This is a genomic window from Achromobacter sp. 01N37 (assembly GCF_056399725.1).
The window spans coordinates 37,967-57,686 of record NZ_JBFTRX010000024.1; the positions used below are offsets into that span (position 1 = coordinate 37,967).

The 19,720-nt window shown below is 64.9% G+C and carries 17 protein-coding genes; 9 read left to right on the forward strand and 8 right to left on the reverse strand.

Going from position 1 to position 19,720, the window contains the following annotated elements; all coding sequences use genetic code 11:
• Window positions 1-16 precede the first annotated feature (16 nt).
• A complete protein-coding gene (locus tag AC1DSJ_RS29170; RefSeq protein WP_441372461.1) occupies window positions 17-748 on the forward strand; it encodes a Crp/Fnr family transcriptional regulator in 732 nt (243 codons plus the stop codon).
• On the opposite strand, the gene AC1DSJ_RS29175 is transcribed toward AC1DSJ_RS29170, so the two are convergent.
• Genes AC1DSJ_RS29175 through AC1DSJ_RS29195 form a run of 5 tightly spaced genes read right to left on the reverse strand, consistent with a single transcriptional unit; the run spans window position 722 to window position 5,797 of the window.
• The gene (locus tag AC1DSJ_RS29175) at window positions 722-1,531 is read right to left on the reverse strand and encodes an ABC transporter ATP-binding protein (protein WP_054426812.1); all 810 of its coding nucleotides are present in this window, start codon (window positions 1,529-1,531) and stop codon (window positions 722-724) included. The two genes, AC1DSJ_RS29170 and AC1DSJ_RS29175, sit on opposite strands and share 27 nt — an antisense overlap.
• A complete protein-coding gene (locus AC1DSJ_RS29180; RefSeq protein WP_441372462.1) occupies window positions 1,528-2,526 on the reverse strand; it encodes an ABC transporter ATP-binding protein in 999 nt (332 codons plus the stop codon). Before AC1DSJ_RS29180 ends, AC1DSJ_RS29175 begins: the two co-directional genes overlap by 4 nt.
• Window positions 2,523-3,338, reverse strand: coding sequence for an ABC transporter permease (locus AC1DSJ_RS29185; protein WP_054426810.1), 816 nt, complete (start codon window positions 3,336-3,338; stop codon window positions 2,523-2,525). The genes AC1DSJ_RS29180 and AC1DSJ_RS29185 overlap by 4 nt, the downstream gene beginning before the upstream one ends.
• Window positions 3,338-4,261, reverse strand: a complete 924-nt coding sequence (locus tag AC1DSJ_RS29190) for an ABC transporter permease (protein WP_054426809.1) — start codon at window positions 4,259-4,261, stop codon at window positions 3,338-3,340. Before AC1DSJ_RS29190 ends, AC1DSJ_RS29185 begins: the two co-directional genes overlap by 1 nt.
• 6 nt (window positions 4,262-4,267) lie before the next feature.
• On the reverse strand, window positions 4,268-5,797 hold the full coding sequence (locus AC1DSJ_RS29195; protein WP_175168712.1) for an ABC transporter substrate-binding protein: 1,530 nt from the start codon (window positions 5,795-5,797) through the stop codon (window positions 4,268-4,270).
• A 193-nt stretch (window positions 5,798-5,990) separates the two neighbouring features.
• On the opposite strand from AC1DSJ_RS29195, the gene AC1DSJ_RS29200 reads away from it, so the two are divergent.
• The 8 genes from AC1DSJ_RS29200 (at window position 5,991) to AC1DSJ_RS29235 (ending at window position 15,462) form a co-directional block, all read left to right on the forward strand.
• A complete protein-coding gene (locus tag AC1DSJ_RS29200) occupies window positions 5,991-7,163 on the forward strand; it encodes a M20 aminoacylase family protein (protein ID WP_427946758.1) in 1,173 nt (390 codons plus the stop codon).
• A gap of 12 nt (window positions 7,164-7,175) precedes the next feature.
• Window positions 7,176-9,482, forward strand: a complete 2,307-nt coding sequence (locus tag AC1DSJ_RS29205) for a molybdopterin-dependent oxidoreductase (RefSeq protein WP_441372463.1) — start codon at window positions 7,176-7,178, stop codon at window positions 9,480-9,482.
• 145 nt (window positions 9,483-9,627) lie between these two features.
• Window positions 9,628-11,112 (forward strand): ABC transporter substrate-binding protein, encoded by a 1,485-nt coding sequence (locus AC1DSJ_RS29210; RefSeq protein WP_441372464.1) that lies wholly within the window; start codon window positions 9,628-9,630, stop codon window positions 11,110-11,112.
• Window positions 11,099-12,046, forward strand: a complete 948-nt coding sequence (locus AC1DSJ_RS29215) for an ABC transporter permease (protein WP_245636445.1) — start codon at window positions 11,099-11,101, stop codon at window positions 12,044-12,046. The genes AC1DSJ_RS29210 and AC1DSJ_RS29215 overlap by 14 nt, the downstream gene beginning before the upstream one ends.
• A complete protein-coding gene (locus tag AC1DSJ_RS29220) occupies window positions 12,043-12,987 on the forward strand; it encodes an ABC transporter permease (RefSeq protein ID WP_441372465.1) in 945 nt (314 codons plus the stop codon). Before AC1DSJ_RS29215 ends, AC1DSJ_RS29220 begins: the two co-directional genes overlap by 4 nt.
• The gene (locus AC1DSJ_RS29225; protein ID WP_441372466.1) at window positions 12,984-13,973 is read left to right on the forward strand and encodes an ABC transporter ATP-binding protein; all 990 of its coding nucleotides are present in this window, start codon (window positions 12,984-12,986) and stop codon (window positions 13,971-13,973) included. Before AC1DSJ_RS29220 ends, AC1DSJ_RS29225 begins: the two co-directional genes overlap by 4 nt.
• Entirely contained in the window at window positions 13,970-14,968 is a 999-nt protein-coding gene (locus tag AC1DSJ_RS29230) for an ABC transporter ATP-binding protein (protein ID WP_441372467.1), read from the forward strand. The genes AC1DSJ_RS29225 and AC1DSJ_RS29230 overlap by 4 nt, the downstream gene beginning before the upstream one ends.
• A gap of 26 nt (window positions 14,969-14,994) precedes the next feature.
• A complete protein-coding gene (locus AC1DSJ_RS29235; protein ID WP_006225881.1) occupies window positions 14,995-15,462 on the forward strand; it encodes a YybH family protein in 468 nt (155 codons plus the stop codon).
• Between the two features lie 18 nt (window positions 15,463-15,480).
• Here the strand turns inward: AC1DSJ_RS29235 and AC1DSJ_RS29240 are convergent, their stop codons facing one another.
• The 3 genes from AC1DSJ_RS29240 to AC1DSJ_RS29250 all read right to left on the reverse strand — a co-directional run.
• Complete coding sequence (locus AC1DSJ_RS29240) at window positions 15,481-16,719, reverse strand: hypothetical protein (RefSeq protein WP_441372468.1); 1,239 nt, start codon at window positions 16,717-16,719, stop codon at window positions 15,481-15,483.
• Entirely contained in the window at window positions 16,716-18,518 is a 1,803-nt protein-coding gene (locus AC1DSJ_RS29245) for an esterase/lipase family protein (protein ID WP_441372469.1), read from the reverse strand. The genes AC1DSJ_RS29240 and AC1DSJ_RS29245 overlap by 4 nt, the downstream gene beginning before the upstream one ends.
• On the reverse strand, window positions 18,515-19,720 hold a 1,206-nt coding region (locus tag AC1DSJ_RS29250; protein ID WP_441372470.1), incomplete at its 5' end, for a DUF2345 domain-containing protein. The genes AC1DSJ_RS29245 and AC1DSJ_RS29250, both read right to left, overlap by 4 nt.

Below are 19,720 nucleotides of genomic sequence, written 5' to 3' on the forward strand. Positions count from 1 at the left end.
GAACCTGGAGCAGAATGTGCCGCACCTCCCACCCATGCCTGAAGGCGTGTCCAATCGGCTGCTGGACGCATTGCCAGAGGCCGAACGGACGCCCTTGCTGGATCGGTTCGACCGCGTTGAGCTGGAATTTGGCCAATGCCTGTTGCAGCCCGGCGGGCAGATGGCGGATGTCTATTTCCCGGCGGGCAGTTATATCTCGCTGATCCTGCCGCCCAAGCGCGGGGTGGCGCTGGAAGTCGGCCTGATCGGTAACGAGGGCATGTGGAGCGTGGACGTGGCCTTGGGAATCAATGTCTCGCAACTGCGCGCGGTGGTGCAGGGCAGCGGCGTGGCGCTGCGGATGCCGTCCAACCGCTTCCGGCACGAAATGGCGGCCAGCAACGCGTTGCGTGAATTGATCAACCGCTACACCGGGGTGACGTTGCAGCAGCTGGCCCAGGCCGCGGCGTGCATGCATTCCCATCTGGTCGAAGGCCGGCTGGCGCGTTGGCTGCTGATGACGCAAGACCGCGCGCACGCCGACCACTTCCACCTGACGCACGAGTATCTGGCGCACATGCTGGGCGTGCGCCGGGTGGGCGTCACCGTGGCCGCCTCGGCCTTGCAGCAACGCAAGCTGATTGCGTACCACCGTGGGCATATCGCCATCCTGGACCGCGTGGGCCTGGAAGTCGCCGCGTGCGACTGCTATGCGGCAGACCTGCTGAGCTACGCGCTGCACTTACACTGCGCGGCGTTGCCCCGGTAGCTTCACCTCAAGCACGGATGCAAACAGCCGCTGCGTATATGGGTGTTGCGGCGCATCGAAGACTTGCGCCGTCGTGCCGGCTTCCACCACTTTGCCTTGTTGCAGCACGTACAGGCGGTCAACCATATGGCCGACGACGCCCAGGTTGTGGCTGATCAACAGCAAGGCCAAACCCAAGTCCCTCCGCAAGTCTTGCAGCAGGTTCAGAATCTGCGCCTGCACCGACACGTCCAGCGCCGAGGTCGGTTCATCGCAAATCAACAGCGGCGGGCGCAACGCCAGTGCGCGGGCGATGGCGACGCGTTGTCGCTGGCCGCCCGACAGTGCATGCGGATACGCGCCGCGCGTGCGGGCAGGCAGGCCCACTTGATCCAGCAGCCGGGTGGTTTCGGTGGCAATGTTCACGGATTCGCCCCGGCCCGCACGCAGCCGCAGCGGCAGGGCGAGCAGGCGTTCGACCGTGTAGCTGGGGTTCAGTGACCCGTACGGGTCTTGAAACACCGGCTGCACGATGCGGGCGATTTGCTGGCGCGACAAGCCGGCAATCGGCTCGCCACCGAGCTGGACAGCGCCCGCGCTGGGTGCGTCCAGACCCAGCAGGAGTTTCGCCAGCGTGCTTTTTCCAGAACCCGATTCCCCCACAATGCCCACCGCTTCGCCCGCGTTGATGTGGACCGACACGGCGTCCAGCGCGGTGTGGACGTCGGCCGGCTTCCAGAAGGCGGTGCGGCGGGTGTAGCGGCGGGTCAGGGCGTCAGCCCGAACCAGAGCGGTCGTGGTCATGGGCGCACCTCAAACGGAGCATGGCAGCGGCGCAGGCGCTGGCTGTCATAAACGGTCAGCATGGGCGGCGGCCCGGCGCAGAGGTCAGCTGCGTGACGGCAGCGGGGCGCGAACACACAGGCGTCCGGCGTTTGCGTTAGCGCCGGCACCACGCCGGGAATGATGGCCAGGCGTTCGGACGAGACCCGCCGCGTCACTTGCGGAATGCTGTCCAGCAAGCCCTGCGTGTACGGATGCGCAGGGGCCGACAGCACCTGCGCCGTGGGGCCGGATTCCACGATCTGGCCGGCGTACATCACCGACACATCGTCCGTGTAGTGCGACACCACGCCCAAGTCGTGCGTAATCAGCAAGACGGCCAGGCCCATTTCCTGTTGCAGCGTCTTCAGCAATTCCAGGATCTGCTTCTGAATGGTGACGTCCAGCGCGGTCGTGGGTTCGTCGGCGATGATCAGCTCCGGCTCGCACATCAAGGCCATCGCGATCAGCACACGCTGGCGCATGCCGCCAGACACTTCGTGCGGGTACTGGTCCAGGCGCGCGGGGCCATTGGAAATGCCGACGCGGTCCAGCAGATGCAGCGCACGTGTACGCGCAGCCGCCGCGCCATCCGCGCGATGGCTGCGGTACACGGTCATCAGCTGTTGGCCGATGGTGAACGTGGGGTTCAACGCCGTCATGGGTTCCTGGAACACCATGGCGATGCGGTCGCCGCGCAACGCATTCATCTGGCGGTCGCGGGCGGTGAGCAGGTCCACGCCATCAAACGTCATGCGTTGGGCGTCGACGCGCGCGCCGCGTGGCAGCAGCCGCAATAGGCTCAACGCCGTCAGTGATTTGCCGCAGCCGCTTTCGCCAACCAGCCCCAGCGTTGCGCCGCGTTCAATGCGCAGGTCAATGCCGCGTACCGCTTGCAGCAGCCCCGCGCGGGTGGGAAGGGAAATGCGCAGGTCCCGAACATCCAGCACGGGCGCAGTGTGGGAAGCCGTCATCATGATTCCCGCCGCGTGCGCAGGCCGTCGCCCGTCAGGTTGATGCCCAGCACCAGCAGTAACAGCGCCGCGCCGGGCAGCGCGATCAGCCAGGGGCTGAAGAACATGAATGACTTGGCTTCGGACAGCATCAGCCCCCAAGACGGATAGGGGGCCGGCACGCCCAGCCCCAGAAAGGACAGCGCGGCCTCAACCAGAATGGCGTGCGCCATTTCCACGGTGGCGATCACCAGCAGCGGCCCGCGGATGTTCGGCAGAATTTCGCGCACCAGGATGTGCCAGTGCGTGCACCCCATGGCGCGCGCGGCCGTCACGTAGTCGGCGTTGCGTAACTGCATGGCCGCACTGCGCGCCACCACCGCAAAGTGATCCCACAGCAACAGGCCCAGCACCAGAATCACGGTGGTGAGCGAATTGCCCGTCACCGACACAATGGCCAGCGCCGCCAGCACGATGGGCATGCTGATACGCGTGTTGATGATGAAGCTGATGACGGCATCCGCCACGCCGCCCGCATAGCCCGCAATCAGCCCCAAGGTAATGCCGATGAAGCCCGACACCAGCACCACCGCAAAACCGATCGCCAGCGAGATCCGGGCGCCATAGACCAGCCGCGCCAGATAATCACGGCCCAGCTGATCCGTGCCCAACCAGTGCGCGGGCAAGGTCTTGTCGTGCCAGAACGGTTGCGCCAAGCGCTGGCCCAATGACTGCGTGAACGGATCATTCGGCAGCAGCATCGGCCCGAACACGGCAATCAGCGCCAGCGCGGCGATGATGGCCACGCCGCAATAAAACCCCAGTCGGCGCGGCATCACGAGGCCGCCCGCTTCAGCCGGGGGTCTAGCAGGGTGTTCAGTACATCAGACAGAAAGGTCAACACAATATAAGTCAGTGAAATCATCAGGACGACGGCCTGGATGACGGGCATGTCGGCGCGGATCATCGACTGCCACGCCAGATAACCAATGCCGTGGATGGCGAAGATGGACTCAATCACGATGGAGCCGCCCAGCATGAACCCGAACTGCACCGCGCCCAGCGATACGACGGGCAACAGCGCGTTGCGCAGCGCGCTCTTGAACAGGATGACGCGCGTGGGCAAGCCCATGGCGCGCGCGGTGCGGATGTAGTCGGATTCCAGCGCCTGCACCATGCCGCTGCGGGTCAGGCGGGTGAGCGCCGGCAGCGCGTACAGGCTGAGCGCTACCGTGGGCATGACGTAATGCGCCAGCGTGCCGCTGCCCGAAATCGGCAGCCAGCGCAGCTTCACGCCGAAGAAGATGATCAGCAGCAGCGCCGCCCAGAAACTGGGCATGGCCTGCACGACGGCGGTCACGAACGACACGACGCGGTCGGCCCAGCCGCCGCGATGGGCGGCCGCCATCACGCCAGCAGGCACCGCCACCGCCAGCGCCACCAGAATGGCCGTCAGCGCCAGCAGGGCGGTGACGCCCACGCGATCCGCCAACATGCGCGACACGGGTTCGCCCGTCAGTTGCGACGTGCCCAGGTCGCCCGCCAGCAGCCGCCCCAGATACGCGGCGTAGCGCTCAGGCAGCGGCTTGTCTAACGCATACCGCACGCGCAGCGCTTGCAGGTCGGCCTCGGTGGCGCTGTCGCCTGCCAGCGCCAGCGCGGGGTCCACCGCCACGTTCGACAACACGAAACACAACAAGGAAACCGTCAGCGCCACCATCAGGCCTAAGCCGGCGCGCCGCAAAAGCAAAGAGAGCATGGCGGTTTACTTGGCGGCCCAGCCCAGCTGATAAAAGCGCGGGATGCCATCGGGCGACGGCTGATAGGCCAGACGCTTGTCGGTGGCGTAGCCCACCACAATGGTGTGCATCGGCACGAAGTAGGCGCGTTCGGCGGCCAGCTTGATGGCGTGCGAGTATTCCGCGCGGCGCGTTTTTTCGTCGATGGCGTTGTCGGCGCGCTGCAGAATGTCGCGCAGTTCGGCGTCGTGGAAGCCGTCTTGCGGGCTGAAGTTGAAAAAGGCCGACAGCGATGCCGACGTGTCAAACATCGACGACGAGCCCCAGTCGCCATACCAAAGGTCCAGCTTGCCTTCCCGCCACTTGCTGAAGCTGGCGCGCGATTGCAGCATTTCCAGATTTGCGTCGATGCCGACGGCGGCCAGATACGCCTTCACGGCTTCGGCGCGCGGACGGTCACGGAATGACGACAGACTGACCTTGAAGCCCTTGGGGTAGCCGGCCTGCGCCAGCAGTTCGCGGGCGCGGGCCGGGTTGTAGTCATAGACCACGGCAGCCGCTTCGTCGCAACCGAATTGCAGCGGATGGCACAGTGTGGCCAACTGCTTGCCTTCGCCGCCCAGCAACGTTTCCACTATTTTCTTGCGGTCGATGGCGTGGTTGATGGCCTGGCGCACACGCACGTCTTTCAACGGGCTGTTCTCGCCGCTGGCGCGGCCGCGCGCATCCAGCAGGATGGTGGCGATGGTCAGCGTGGAACCGAATTGCGCCTGGATCGTCGGCACGGCCTGCAATGCCGGAATCTGGTCGGCGGACAGGTTCCACGTCCAGTCCACGCTGCCGCCGATCACTTCGGCGATGCGCGTGGCTTCATCGGGGATGACGCGCACGGTCACGCGGTCCAGTTTCGCCACGCCCTTGGCGCCGCCAAAATAGGCCTTGTTCTTCTCCAACACGTATTCGTTGCCGCGTGCGGCGGCCAGCTTGAAGGGGCCGGTGCCTACCGGCTGCTTGCCAAACGCCTGCTGCCCGACCTTTTCGAAATAGGCCTTGGGGAAAATCGCCAGCGACCCGGACACGAATTCCAATGCTGCGGGGAAAGGCGCCTTGGACGTAATGCGCACCTTGTGGTCATCCACCTTTTCCACGCTGGCAATCCAGTCCAGCCAGTTGGCCGACCGCGCGCCCGATTCGGGGCGGGCGTAGTACTGCAAGGTGAAGACCACGTCGTCCGCCGTGAAGGCGTCGCCATTGTGGAAGGTGACGCCTTGGCGCAAGTCGAATTCCCACGTCTTGTCGTCAATGCGGCGCCACGCGGTGGCCAGCGACGGCTCGTACTCACCGGTTGCCAGATTGCGTTCGATCAGCGTGTCGTACAGCTGGCGCGAGGCCACGATGCCTTCGCGCGCCGTGCTCAGGTACGCGTCGAAGCTCGGCATTTCTTCCGTCAGCGCCACGACGGCGGTGTTGTCTTGCGGGCCTGCATACGCAGGATGACCCAGGATGAACGCCGCTGCGAGCGCACCACGAACTGCCGACTTGCCAAACGAGAACATGAGACCAACCGCTTGAGGTTTTACAGGACGAGCGATGCTACAGGAGCCAACACGCGGCGCTTAGCCGTATTTGCTATGTCGATATGTCGAATCGATCGGCCGGCGTGCGGGCCTTTCTTGCCATAATCCGCGTCTTTGTTTTCGCCCGTGACCGAGCGTCGGCACGGCGCGCGCAGCCCTTGAAGGAACCCGCATGAACGCAGTAGCAGAAGACACCTTGAACGAGGTCGTCGCCGAGGCCGGCGAGTGGCGCCGCCGATTCCACGCCGCGCCCGAGCTGCGTTATGAAGAGCACGGCACCGCCGCCTTCATCGCCGACAAGCTGCACGCGTTCGGCTTTGACCGCGTTGAAACGGGCATCGGCAAGACGGGCGTGGTGGGGGTGCTGCGCGGGCGGCGCGCGGGCCCGGGGCGCAACATTGGCCTGCGTGCGGACATGGACGCCTTGCCCATCCATGAAGCCAACGACGTGGCGCACAAGTCGCGCCACGCCGGCATCATGCACGCCTGCGGCCACGACGGCCATAGCGCCACCTTGCTGGCTGCGGCGCGCTACTTGTCGGCAGACCGCGACTTCGCAGGCACGGCCGTCTTCATCTTCCAACCGGCTGAAGAGGGCGGGGCGGGCGGCAAGGCCATGATCGACGATGGTCTCTTCACGCGCTTTGACGTGGACGAGGTGTATGGCCTGCACAACATGCCGAACCTGGCGCTGGGCAAATTCTCCACGACCGTCGGCCCGGTGACATCCGCCTCTGACCGCTTCACCATCGACATCGAAGGCCGGGGCAGCCATGCGTCGCGCCCGCAGGAAGGCGTGGACACCGTCATCGTCGGCACGCAGATCGTGAATGCGTTGCAGACGATTGTGTCGCGCAATGTGCATCCGCACGAAAGCGCGGTGGTGTCGATCACCATGTTCCATGCCGGCGAAACCGACAACGTGATTCCGCAGAAGGCGCAGTTGCGCGGTACCGTGCGCACCTTCAACCCGGTCATTCAGGACACGGTGCAAACGCGCATGAAGGAAGTGATCGCGGGCATCGCCGGCACCTTCGGCGCCACGGCCAAGCTCACGTATCTGCGCGACTACCCGGTGACGTTGAACCATGCGGATCAGACGGCGCATGCGGTGCGCATTGCCCGTGACTTGGTTGGCGTTGACCGCGTTGTCGACAATATGAAACCGGTGATGGGCGGCGAGGATTTCTCGTTTATGCTCCAGGAAAAGCCCGGCGCGTTCGTCTTCTTCGGCAACGGCCCGTCGTTCGGCTTGCACACGCCCAACTACGATTTCAATGATCAAGCCATCAGCCATGGCGCGGCGTTCTGGATCAGGCTGGTCCAGGACCGCGGCGCGCTCTGAACGGAGCGCGCCATGAGCCGCACCCGTCACCCGTCCCTGGCGCACTGGGGCGCCTTCACCGCGCTTGTTGAAAACCAACGCGTCGTGGGCTGCGAGCCCTTTGGCCCGGACCCGTCTCCATCCCCCATGCTGGGGTCGATCGCCGAGATGCTGCATTCCCCTTTACGTATTCAGCGGCCGTCGGTGCGCAAGGGCTGGCTTGCCGGCAACCGCGACCGCGAAGGCGATGAATACGTTGAAGTGTCTTGGGACCATGCGCTGGATCTGGTCGCAGGCGAACTGGCGCGCGTGCGCGCGCAACACGGGCCGGCGGGCATCTTTGGCGGGTCTTATGGCTGGTCATCCGCCGGGCGCGTGCACCATGCGCGCAGTCTGATCCGCCGCTTCCTGTTTCAGGGCGGCGGCTGCGTGGATCAGGTGGGCAACTACAGCTGGGGCGCGGCGCAATTCCTGCTGCCGCACGTGATTGGCACGACCAGCCCCGTCAGCGGCGACGTGACCGACTGGGAAAGCGTGCTGGCCCACACGCGCCACATCGTGGCGTTTGGCGGCATGCCAATCAAGAACAGCCAGGTCACTTCTGGCGGTGCGGGCCTGCACAACTTGCCCGGCTGGCTGGCGCGGGCGCAGGCGGCGGGCATCCGGCTCACTGTCATCAGCCCCACGCGCGCCGACATTCCCGACGGCATCGCGGCCGATTGGATTCCCATCCGGCCCAACACCGACACCGCGTTGATGCTGGCCATGGCGCACACCCTGTTGGCAGAAGGGCTGCACGACACCGCATTCCTGGCGCGCTACTGCGTGGGCGTTGATACCTGGGCCGGCTATCTGACGGGCGCCGCAGACGGGCAAGCCAAGGACGCCGCGTGGGCGTCAGGGATTTGCGGCGTGCCGGCGGAGACCATCGTCGCCTTGGCCCGCAGCATCGCCACGCAGCGCAGCCTGTTGACGGCGGCGTGGTCGTTGCAGCGCGCGCAGCATGGCGAACAGCCGTATTGGGCGTTGATCGGTCTGGCGGCGTTGGCCGGTCAGATCGGCTTGCCCGGTGGCGGCTTTGCGTTTGGCCACGCGTCGCTGAACAGCATTGGCCAGCCGCGCAGGCAAGTGCCTGGCCCCGAAGTGCCTGTGCCAAAGAACCCCGCGCAACTGGCCATTCCGGTGGCGCGCATTACCGACATGCTGCTGGCGCCGGGCGCCGAATATGAATTCAATGGCGCGCGCCACACGTATCCCGACATCAAGCTGATCTATTGGGCGGGCGGCAACCCGTTCCATCATCATCAGGACCAAAACCGCTTGCGCGACGCGTGGCGCAAACCGGAAACGGTGATCGTGCACGAATCCTGGTGGACGCCGCTGGCCCGCCGCGCCGATATCGTGCTGCCGGCGACGACCTCGCTTGAGCGTTGCGACGTGGGAGGTTCCGCGCGCGACCCTTATGTGTTCGCCATGCACCGGGCCGTGCCGCCGCAAGGCGAAGCGCGCAACGACTTCGATATCTTCGCCGAGCTTGCGCGGCGCGCGGGCTTTCATGACACGTACACGGCCGGGCGCGATGAAATGGGCTGGTGCCGGCACGTCTACGAAGGCATGCGTGGCGGCTGCGCAGAACGGGGCGTGGTGTTGCCGCCGTTCGACGAATTCTGGGCGCGCGGCCACGCTGAAATCCCGCCGCCCGACTCGCAGTACGTGCTGTTCGAAGCCTTCCGCCGCGACCCCGACGCGCATCGGCTGCGCACGCCCTCGGGCAAGATCGAACTCACCTCGGACGTGGTGGCGGGCTTTGGCTATGCCGATTGCCCGGGGCATCCCGTATGGCTGGCGCCGTCGGAATGGCTGGGCGCGGACGCGGCCGGGCAATGGCCGCTGCACTTGCTGACGAACCAGCCGCGGCACCGCCTGCACAGCCAGCTGGACCCCGCCGCCTTGTCGCGCTCGGCCAAGATCCACGGCTGCGAACCCATCGCCATGCATCCGGACGATGCCGCCGCGCGCGGCATTCAAGACGGCGGCGTGGTCCGGGTATTCAATGCGCGCGGGGCGTGCCTGGCGGGCGTGAAGCTGGACGCGGGCTTGATGCTGGGCGTGGTGGTGATGTCCACCGGCGCGTGGTCCGACCCGGAAGGCGACCTGGACCGCCATGGCAACCCCAATACCTTGACGGCGGACATCGGCACGTCGCGTCTGGCGCAAGGGCCCAGCGCGCAGACGGCGCTGGTGCAGGTGGAGCCTTACGCGGGGCCGGCCACGCCGCATCGCGCGTGGGAAAGCCCGGCGGTGCAGGCGGCACATCGCGTGCTTCGCCTTATGACTTGATGCGGTAGTCGGCCACCGCGTCAAGCATTTCCCAGACATATGAATAGAACGGCACGTTCTGATTTCTCGCGGCAAACTCCGGATTCCTTATTTACCGACTGCGACATCGTGCCCCGCTGCGCATGTCCTTTGATCCGGAGTGCGCATGAACCGTACACGCTACCTGGGCTTGAGCCTGGCTCTGTCCGCGTCTGTTTTCACCGCCGCCCACGCGGCCGATATCACGCTGGCGCTGGGCACCGAGCCGTCCACGCTCGACCCGCAAACGGCGCAAGACGGTTCCGAGCGCGCCGTGTCGCGCAACATCTTCGAAACGCTGATCACGCGCACGCCCAAGGGTGAGCTGGTGCCGCAACTGGCCACCGCGCTGCCGCGCCAGACGGGCGCCGACAGCTGGGAAGTGACGCTGCGCCCCAACCTGAAATTCAGTGACGGCCAGGCGCTGGACGCCGCCGCCGTGGCCGCCAGCATCAACCGCATCGTCGACCCCAAGACCGCCTCGCGCCAGCGCCCGTTCTTCCTGGGCATCAAGCGCGCCGAAGCGGTCGACGCCGCGACAGTGCGCGTGCTGACCAATGGCGCTGACCCCGCCTTGCCCGCGCGGCTGTCGTGGCTGACCATCGTGTCGCCCACGGCCGCCGCCGACGGCAGCCTGGGCCAGAAGCCCGTGGGCAGCGGCCCCTATGTGTTGACGGAATGGGCCAAGGGCCAACGCATCGTCCTGTCGAAAAACCCCCATTACTGGAACCCGTCGTCCGTGGGCAATGTGGACCGCGCCACCTACCGCTTCGTGGCGGAGCCGGGCACGCGTTTGTCGGGCCTGCGGGCGGGCGACTTCGACTTCATCACCAATGTGTTGCCCGAAGACACCAAGCGGGTCGCCAAGGCCGTGACGCTGCAAGGCACCGACTTGCCCTTTGTGTCGCTGAACGCCTTGAAGGGCCTGACCAAAGACGTGCGCGTGCGCCAGGCGCTGAACTACGCGGTGGACAAGGAAGCGTTGGCCAAGGACTTGTACGGCGGCTACGCGGCCGTATCCCACGGCCAGTTGCTGGCCCCGGGCTGGTTCGGCTATGACGCCAGCATCCAGCCGTATCCGTATGACCCGGCACGCGCCACCGAGCTGCTGAAGGCCGCGGGCGCATATGGCAAGTCCATTGACTTGGTTGCGCCGTCCGGCCGCTGGCTGAAAGACAAGGAATTGGCCGAGACCATTGCCGCCTATTGGGAGGCCGCCGGCCTGAAAGTGAATTTCCGCGTGCTGGCCTGGGCGGAATACCTGGACGCCATCAACAAGAACCGCGTGCCCACCGAAGCGCAGATCAGCAGCAGCCATTCCAACCAATTGCTGGACGCCGACCGCACGCTTAGCGCCTATTACGCCGATGGCGGCGTGGCCGCGGCCAATGACAACGCCGACCTCAAGGGCCTGATCGATCAGGCGCGCCAGGAAGCGGACCCGGCCAAGCGCCAGGCCCTGTACTCCAAGGCGCTGAAGATTGGCCGCGACGAAGCCTATCTGGTGTTCCTGCTGGAAGGCGGCGAGATCTTCGGCCTGTCCAAGCGGATCGACTTCGCGCCGCGCGTCGATGGCCTGATTCCGGTGAAGGACATTCGTGTCGTCGAATAATCATGCCGGGCGCGGCTTGCCGCGCTTCTTGCTGGGCCGCTTGATGCAGGGGCTGCTGGTTGTGCTGGGTGTGACCACCATCGTGTTCATCGTGACGCGGCTGGTGGGCGACCCGGTGCAAGCCATGCTGCCGGTCGACGCCTCCGCCGCCGACCGCGCCGTGCTGGCGCAGGCACTCGGTATGGACGGCCCGATCTGGTCGCAATACCTGCACTATCTGCGCGACATCGCTTTGTTCGACTTCGGCAACTCCATCTGGCAGCAGCGTCCCGCGATGGACATCGTGCTGGAACGCCTGCCCGGCACGCTGACGCTGTGCGTGGGCGCATTGGGCGTGGCCATCGTGGCGGGCGTGCCGCTGGGCATCATCGCGGCGTTGCGGCCAGGGCAATGGGCGGATCGCTTGTCGGTGCTGTTGAGCCTGGGCGGCTTGTCGTTGCCACAGTTCTGGCTGGGTTTGCTGCTGATCCTGTTGTTCGCGGTGACGTTGAATTGGTTGCCGTCGTCGGGCTCAGAGGCGCCAGGCAGCAGCGTGTTGCCCATGCTGACCTTGGCGCTGCCTGCGCTGGGCCGCATTGCGATGATGTTGCGATCCGCCTTGATCGATGAACTGAATTCGCTATACGTGCGCACCGCGCGCGCCAAGGGCCTGCGCCCGAGCCGCATCGTGCTGGTGCACGCCTTGCGCAACGCCGCCGTGCCCACGGTGGCGCTACTGGGCTGGGAGTTCGCCGGCATGCTGGCCGGTCATACCGTCGTCGTGGAAACCGTATTCGCCTGGCCCGGCCTGGGCCAGACCGCCGTCCAGGCCATCGAGCGCCAGGACCTGGTGCTGTTGCAGGCCGTTGTCTTCTTCATTGCGTTCCTGATCGTGATCATCAATTTCTGTCTGGACATTCTGTACCGCCTGCTGGACCGGAGGATCGCGGTATGAGCACCGTTCCGGCATGGATGGGCGCGGCCGACGCTGCGCCCGCAACCGTTGCGCCGCGCGGCTGGCACGCGCTGTCGGACCGGCAGCGTGGCTGGGTTCTGGCCGCGTCATTGCTGGCCTTGCTGGCAGCCGTTGCGATTGTGCTGCCGTGGCTGGCGCCTTACGACCCCGCCGCCATCAAGCTGTCGGCACGCCTGCGCCCGCCTGTTTGGGAGGCGCGCGGCTCATGGGCCAATCTGCTGGGCACCGACAACCTGGGCCGCGACGTCTTCAGCCGCATCCTGCACGGGGCGCGCCTGTCCATCCTGATCGGCGCGGCCGTGGTGGCGGCGTCGGCATCGTTTGGCGTGCTGGTTGGTCTGATAGCGGGTTTTGCTGGCGGCCGGGTCGATGCGGTGCTGATGCGCTGGGTAGACGTGCACGTGGCGTTTCCCGGCTTGCTGCTGTCGCTGGTCATCCTGGTGATTCTTGGGCCGGGACCCGGCACCGTGATCCTGGCGCTGGCCCTGAACGGCTGGATGGTTTATGCGCGCCAGATACGCAGCGTGGTGCTGTCCGTGCGCCAGCTTCCCTATATAGAAAGCGCCGAGATGGCGGGCGCGCGCGCCGGGCGCATCCTGTTTCGCCACATCCTGCCCAACCTGGCCGCACCGCTTATCACCTTGATGGTGCTGGAGTTTGCGCGGGTGGTGTTGGCGGAGGCCGCGCTGTCATTTCTGGGCGTGGGCGTGCAACCGCCCGCCGTGTCGTGGGGGCTGGATGTGGCCAATGGCCGTAACTATCTGACCAGCGCCTGGTGGCTGGCCACGTTTCCGGGGCTGTCCATTGCGTTGACGGTGTTGATCGTGAACGTAGCGGCCAGCCGCCTGCGGCTGGCGCTGGACCCGCGCGAACGCGAGAAAGACTTCGCCCGCCGCCTGATTGCGAAGGTGCGCCGATGAACTCGACTCCCTTGCTGAGCGTGCGCGACCTGAGCGTCGAATTTCTGACCCGTCAAGGCACCGTCAAAGCGGTCGACGGGGTGTCGTTTGACCTCTATGCCGGTGAAACGCTGGCGCTCGTCGGTGAAAGCGGTTCCGGCAAAAGCGCCTGTGCGCTCGCCTTGATGGGGCTGACCACCTTGCCCGGCCGCGTGGCGGGCGGCCAGGTGCGGTTCGATGGGCAAGACCTGCTGGCCGCGCCGCCGCGCGTGTTGGAAGACTTGCGCGGCAACCGCATCGCCATGGTGTTTCAAGACCCGATGAGCGCGCTGAACCCGCTGTTGACCATCGGCACGCAGATCGACGAGGTGCTGGTGCGCCACACGCCGTTGACCGCCACGCAGCGACGCGCCCGCATCATCGAACTGCTCGCGCAGGTCGGCATTCCCAAACCCGCCGAACGGCTGGACCGTCTGCCCCATGAGTTTTCGGGCGGCCAGCGTCAACGCATTCTGATCGCCATGGCGCTGGCCTGTGATCCGCAAATTCTGATCGCCGACGAACCCACGACGGCGCTGGACGTCACCATCCAGGCGCAGATTCTGGAGCTGCTCGCCCAGCTGAAACAGCGGCTGGGCCTGGCGATGCTGCTGGTCACGCACGACCTGGGCGTCGTCGCCAAGGTGGCCGATCGCGTCGCGGTCATGTATGCCGGCCGGCTGGTGGAACTGTCGGACGCCGACGCCTTGTACGCCGCGCCCGCGCATCCCTACACCGCAGGGCTGTTGCGTGCGACACCCCGTTTGACCGACACGCGCCGCCGCATGATCGCCATCGACGGCGTCCCGCCCGACCTGCGCCACCGCACCCGCCATTGCGACTTTGCCCCGCGTTGCCCCGGCGCCGACGCCGCCTGCGCCGAGCGCCCGGCCTTGCGAGACGTCGGCCAGGGCAGGGTGGCGGCCTGCGTGCGCCCCTTTACTCCGGTTTGGACCCAAGTGTCATGAGCGACGCGACTCCGTTGTTGCAGGCGCGCGATCTGCGCGTGCATTACCCCGTGCGCTCGGCCGGCTGGTTTGGCAAGCCGGTGCTGGCGCGCGCCGTGGATGGCGTATCGCTGGAACTGGCGCGTGGCGAGACGCTCGGCCTCGTCGGCGAATCCGGTTCCGGTAAAACCACGCTGGGCCGCGCCGTGTTGCGGCGCACGCCGCTCACCAGCGGCTCGCTGCATTTCAAAGGCGAAGACATCACCCATGCCGGCCGCGCGCAGCTGCGTGACTTGCGCCGCCACATGCAGCTGGTGTTTCAGGACCCGTCCACCAGCCTGAACCCCCGGCACACCGTCTTTGACGCCATCGCCGAACCGTTGATTGTGCATGGCTGGAGCGACGGCCGCGACGCCTTGCGCCGCCGCGTCGGTGAACTGATCGCCCAGGTCGGCCTGCCAGCGGATTCGGCGGAACGCTATCCGCATGCGTTCTCGGGCGGCCAGCGCCAACGCGTGGGCATCGCCCGCGCCTTGGCCATCCGGCCCGATCTCATCGTGGCGGACGAGCCCGTGTCGGCGCTGGACGTCTCGGTGCGCGCGCAGATCATCAACCTGTTTCAGGACTTGCAGCAAGAGCTGGGCCTGTCCTTCCTGCTGATTGCGCATGATCTGGCGGTGGTGCGGCACGTGTCGCACCGCATCGCCATCATGTATGCGGGGCAGGTGGTTGAGACCGGCGCACGCGACGACATCTACGAGCGTCCGCTGCATCCCTACACCCGCGGGCTGCTCGCCGCCGTCCCCGAGCCCGAACGCGGCCATACCCGGCCCGCGTACACCGTGGCGTCGGGCGAGCCGCCCAGCCCGATGTCGCCGCCATCCGGCTGCCGCTACCACCCGCGCTGCCCCTTGGCCGCCGAGCGCTGCCGTCTGGCTGCGCCGCCGCTGGAAACCCGCGCGTCCGGCCATGCCGTGGCGTGCTGGTTTGCCGACCCCATTCCTGCTACACCCTAACTCATCCCTTTTTGGAGAAACCCGTCATGTCCGTGCAAGCCTTAGCCCCCGTTGACGCCGCCGACGCCGCCGCCGTGCGCGCCTGGTTCAAGGAACTGTCCGACCACGTGCAGGCCGTGGACTACGCCGCCGCCCGCCACCTGTTCGCCGACGACTTCGTGGCGTTTGGCACCTACACCAACTTCGTCAGCGGCCGCGAACACGCCGAGAAGACGCAGTGGCGCAACGTCTGGTTCACCATCGACGACTTCATCTGGCGCCTGGACGACGTGCAAAGCTTCGTCTCGCCCGACCGCCTGTTCGCCGTGGGCCTGGCCGTGTGGGATTCCACCGGCTATCACCCGGACGGCAAACCCTTCGACCGCGTCGGCCGCGCCACCGTCTCGTTCGCACGCGAAGCCGTGGGTGAGCCGTGGGTGGCGACGCACACGCATATGTCCTTGTTCCGCGATACCCCGAGCGTGTCGCATGGGAACAAGCCGGCGCGTAGTTGAAGGGGCTGAACCAGCCCGTTAGTTGTCGTCAGCCGGCGGCGACCAAGGCATGCCTTCGTCGTCGGTGCTGAGAAATTCGTCCAACGCCCGCTTGTCCGCCGCCGCCTTTTCGGGATTGCCAGGGCGGTCAAACGCCGAAGGCGGTTTGGGCGCCACGGCGTTATGACGGAGGCGGATCGAGGCCAGCATTGCATCCCACACGGCGCCGGCTTCGGCGTCGGTCAGGGTGGCGTCTACGTTGGGTGGGGGAGGCGGGCGTTGCCAGAGCGGCACGGTGTGCTTGTTGGGAACGAAGCGGGGAAGGGTCCAGCGGACAAGGTCGGGCAACTGCCCTGGCTCAAGCGGTCGCCGTACCGCGCCACCGCCTCGTAAGCGGAGATGGATCGACGGTTGCACAAAGCTGGGCGTGTCGCGATAGCTCTGCGCGATAAATAGAAAAGCGTGATGATCGCCGTTGCGATAGCTGATGCCCCGTTGCTCGGACCTCATGCCAGCAAGCGTCAGCGGCTTTGAACGCAGGACAGCGTAATGAAGGCGGTGCAAGAACCGCTTCTCTTGCTCGGCCATGTTCAGGTCTTCCTGCGGCTGAAGGGCGCTGATCCAGACCTCAAGCGCGATGTTTGAGGCGGGCGGGTAGAACTTCACGATGCCGAATTCCTGATCATGCCAGTCCCGGATGATGATGGGTCCCAGGCCGAAGCCGGGGCCGGCCTGAGAGGGGTCGGAGACGGTTGTGATGGTCTCTGCCAACGACTTCATTCGAGCTTCCACCGGCGCCATGACGTTCTTATAGGAGTGGGCTTTGATCAGGACGTAGACGTCGTCGACGAGCAGGTGAAGTTCGTGAGTGTGATAGTTCTTCTGTTCCGGCGTCCGGAAGAAGCGCAATAGGACCTGGGTCTTACTCAGTGCAATATTGGCCAGCAACATAGATCCACCCGCGTCATGATCGACCTGCTGAATCTGCAACGCCCTGTCCTTCAGCGCCTCAGCAAATCGTTGAGGCGTAACTTCTATGCCAAGCACCCTGACGTCGACGGTGTTGAAATCGGAGTCCAGGCCGTAGTACAGCGTGACGGTGCTGCCGGTGTTGAAAACCCAATCGGAAGGCAGGTCAATCAGGTGGCGGCCGAACATCCAGGTACGGGCAATGGTGTTCGGTTCGTTCACGGTCATTTCCTTGTTTTGAAAATTGGAGCTGCTGCTTCCCGAAATAAGGAAGAAGACGAGCGCTGCGGCGATGGTGATCGACCTCATGCCGGCTTTTCTGCTTGAGCCGCGACCTTCAGAATCCATTGCAGTGTGATCAGTTGAACCAATGAATCGCGGAAGGGACCTTCGTGATCGAAACCGCGCATTTGCAGTTGTTCGCGGACTTGGCCATTTCTGGCCTGTGCAATCGGCGCCCGGCCTGAGCTGGTGGGTACCGTGCCGTCGCCGGACCCATCCTGCATTTCGCAATGGAGTTCCCAATCGCTGTACTCAATTTCCACAGGTCTTGCGGTAGCAGCGAAGGGATTTCGCGGATCGTAGCCAATGGCGGCTTTCCCGCCGACATAGGCTGGAGTGCGGCCGTCGTATCGAACGCCTTCTGCGTGCATGTCCGCAAGGGTTTCCATCGAACGGCCGGCGACCGTTGACCCTGGTGATTGCAGTCCGGGTCGTATCGTCCACCGGATAGATTCAAAGCTCGGGTATTTCATATCCGAGCCATAGAACGCGTACGTGTTCGGATGGTAGTAGTGATTCAGCGCGTCGTGGAAGCGCCTTGCGCGTCCAACGTTGTGCTCAAAGTCCTTCCAGTCGATGGCAATACCCGCTTTGGGAGCGAGCCATGAGTCGCGCACTAGCCCCCACCATCGCTTTCTTTCCAAGTAGATCGTTTCGTAAGGGCATTGCGTGGCCGACGGCCATTGCGACACGGCAGGAATTTCGCTGCCGCCATCAGTTCGCGTCAACTTGAGCCAGTTTGGTGTATAGCTGCGAGTCGGCAGTAATTGAAGGGCCCCTGGCGACTGGGCAAATACGGCTGTCACGTCCTGCCCACGACTACCGATGACAAGTGATGCTCCGAAACTCTCATCGCCCATCCCAACTTTGCAACGCCGGTAAGCGACAGGAGCTCCGTTGGTCGGCATCACCCCGTGGATGATTCCGCATATCGCGGCTTCCATGCCTGGTAGCGTGGCGCACATTCTGGCGATCAAGCCGCCCATGGAGTGAGTAAGCAATATGACTTGTTTGCAGCGGTCTCCATACTGATCAAGGATGGTATTGATCCTGTTCCTGAGCTTCTTCGCGGAATCCGTGTTCGACGCCAGCCAGTTATACCCAAACGCATGCACAGGCATATTGAATCTTGCCCCTGCGATCAAGTCATCGCTCGTCAAGGGTTTGACGCCCGTCTCGTGACCTCCCCGGTCCAGGCCGTTCAATCCCGGCATGAAGACTTCCATACCGGGCTTCAGCCGGGGATACGTCGCCTCAGGGTCCAGCCAGTGATCTGCTCCAAGCTCTAGCGTGTAATTCGCGTGGCGCGGCACAGTGGGCGAGTTGAGCGCGTGCTCCAGCCACAGCAGAAAGCGCTCGTAGCTGGTTTGGCCGACCTCGCCCCAGCCGCGTTCCCGATAGCGTTGCATCAGCGCGGCTTTGCGTTCGGCGGGAAGGAGTTGCCGGTTTTCCTGGACCATGCCGGAGGCGACTTGCGGCACGGCGCCCTGATCGTCGACTTCGACGCGGTCGGGATGCAGGACCGTTTGGCGAAAGCCTGCTTCCTTCAGACCCCATTGCGAAAGCAAGTGGGTAGGCTGTCCGGTGAAGCCGTAGTTCAGCGTCCACACCGGTATAGGCTTTTGCGTCGGGTTTTCCGGAACCGACTTCAAATTACTTCCCATCACCCCCGGTATGAAAATCACGGGCAGAACCAGATCGGGGCCGATGCGAAGCTGCACGGGGTCGGTGAGCTTGCAGTCGGTCAACGTCCAGGTGAAGCACTGCTGGCCTCGGGCGTCATAGTGAGTCGGGGCGACGCGTGGTGGGCTTGTGGTGTTGGTCATGTGTTGTCGTGCCTCCATTCAATCAGGACGCCGTCCATCCGCATGTCTTGTTGCAGGGATAGAAAGCCCTCGCTATCGGTCTTTCCGGTAACGCGTCCGCCATCCCGGCGGATGAGGGTGTATTCCAGGTCGCGTGCCGGGGAGCCGTCCGACAGGGTGGCTTGGAAGCGGTCGTCAAACGGCGCTGCATCCCACGTGTTGAGCGCCATCGACGCACTGTTCGGCCCCGAAAAGTTGTGCTGTGCCGCCTTGACCGTAAAGGTGCCCGGCATGCCCAATTCAATGTTCCCATCGGCCATCTTGATATAAGCCCCGCCGCAAAGCAGCGTGATGTGTTTGTCGGCGGCGATCAGTACGTGTTGTTTGCTGGACGTGATTTCGGCGCTTTGATCAGCCTGGATGCGGATGGCGTTGTGCTGCGCTTGCAGGATCATTTCGCCTTGGTGGGCGATGTGGCGCAGGGCGCCGCCTTGAGAGAACAGCCCCATGTCGCCGCCTGCGTTGATGACGACTTTTTCGCCTGCGCTGATTTGCTGATTGCGCTGGGCGATGCTGTCGAGGTGTTCGCCTGCGCTTAAGGTCAGGCTGGCGGGTGTGGCGGCGGCGATGCCGCCAGGGGCGCTGAGCGCCATCGCGGCGTGGTCGCCTTGGCCTGCGCCGGCTGACTGATCATTTGCGCCGTGGCCTAGATCGCGCACGGCGTTGGTTAGCGACTGTTGGGGCTGAACGTCGTGTGCCACGCCTTCATGTTTGCCTGCGTAGTCGCCCAAGTTCCGAGCCAGTTCCAGCGCGGCTTCCAGTACCCCGACGATCTCTGAACGATCCAGCTGACCGCCCTTGGAACGCAGCTGCGCCTCGGTCGTCAGCAGCAACCCTTGCGCCGCACGTAACGCGCCATGTGCATCTGTGCGCAACTCAAACCCTTCACCGCGAGGCTCACCGCCCGCTGGCCTTGGGTGCGTCAGATATCCCAGATGCAGTTCAGACGCGCCATGCTCACTCATCAACGCCGCGCTGATCTGCGCCGACGTGTCATCCAGGCGCAGTTCATTCGCCCGGTTGCCCTTGTGTTCCTTGCTCTTGATGGTGTGCAGGATGTTGTGACGGGGCAGTTCATACGGCGGAAGGTTGGTCGCGCGGTATGCCCGCGAGGTGATCAGCGGCTGGTCTGGATCGCCATTCAGGAATTGCACGACGACTTC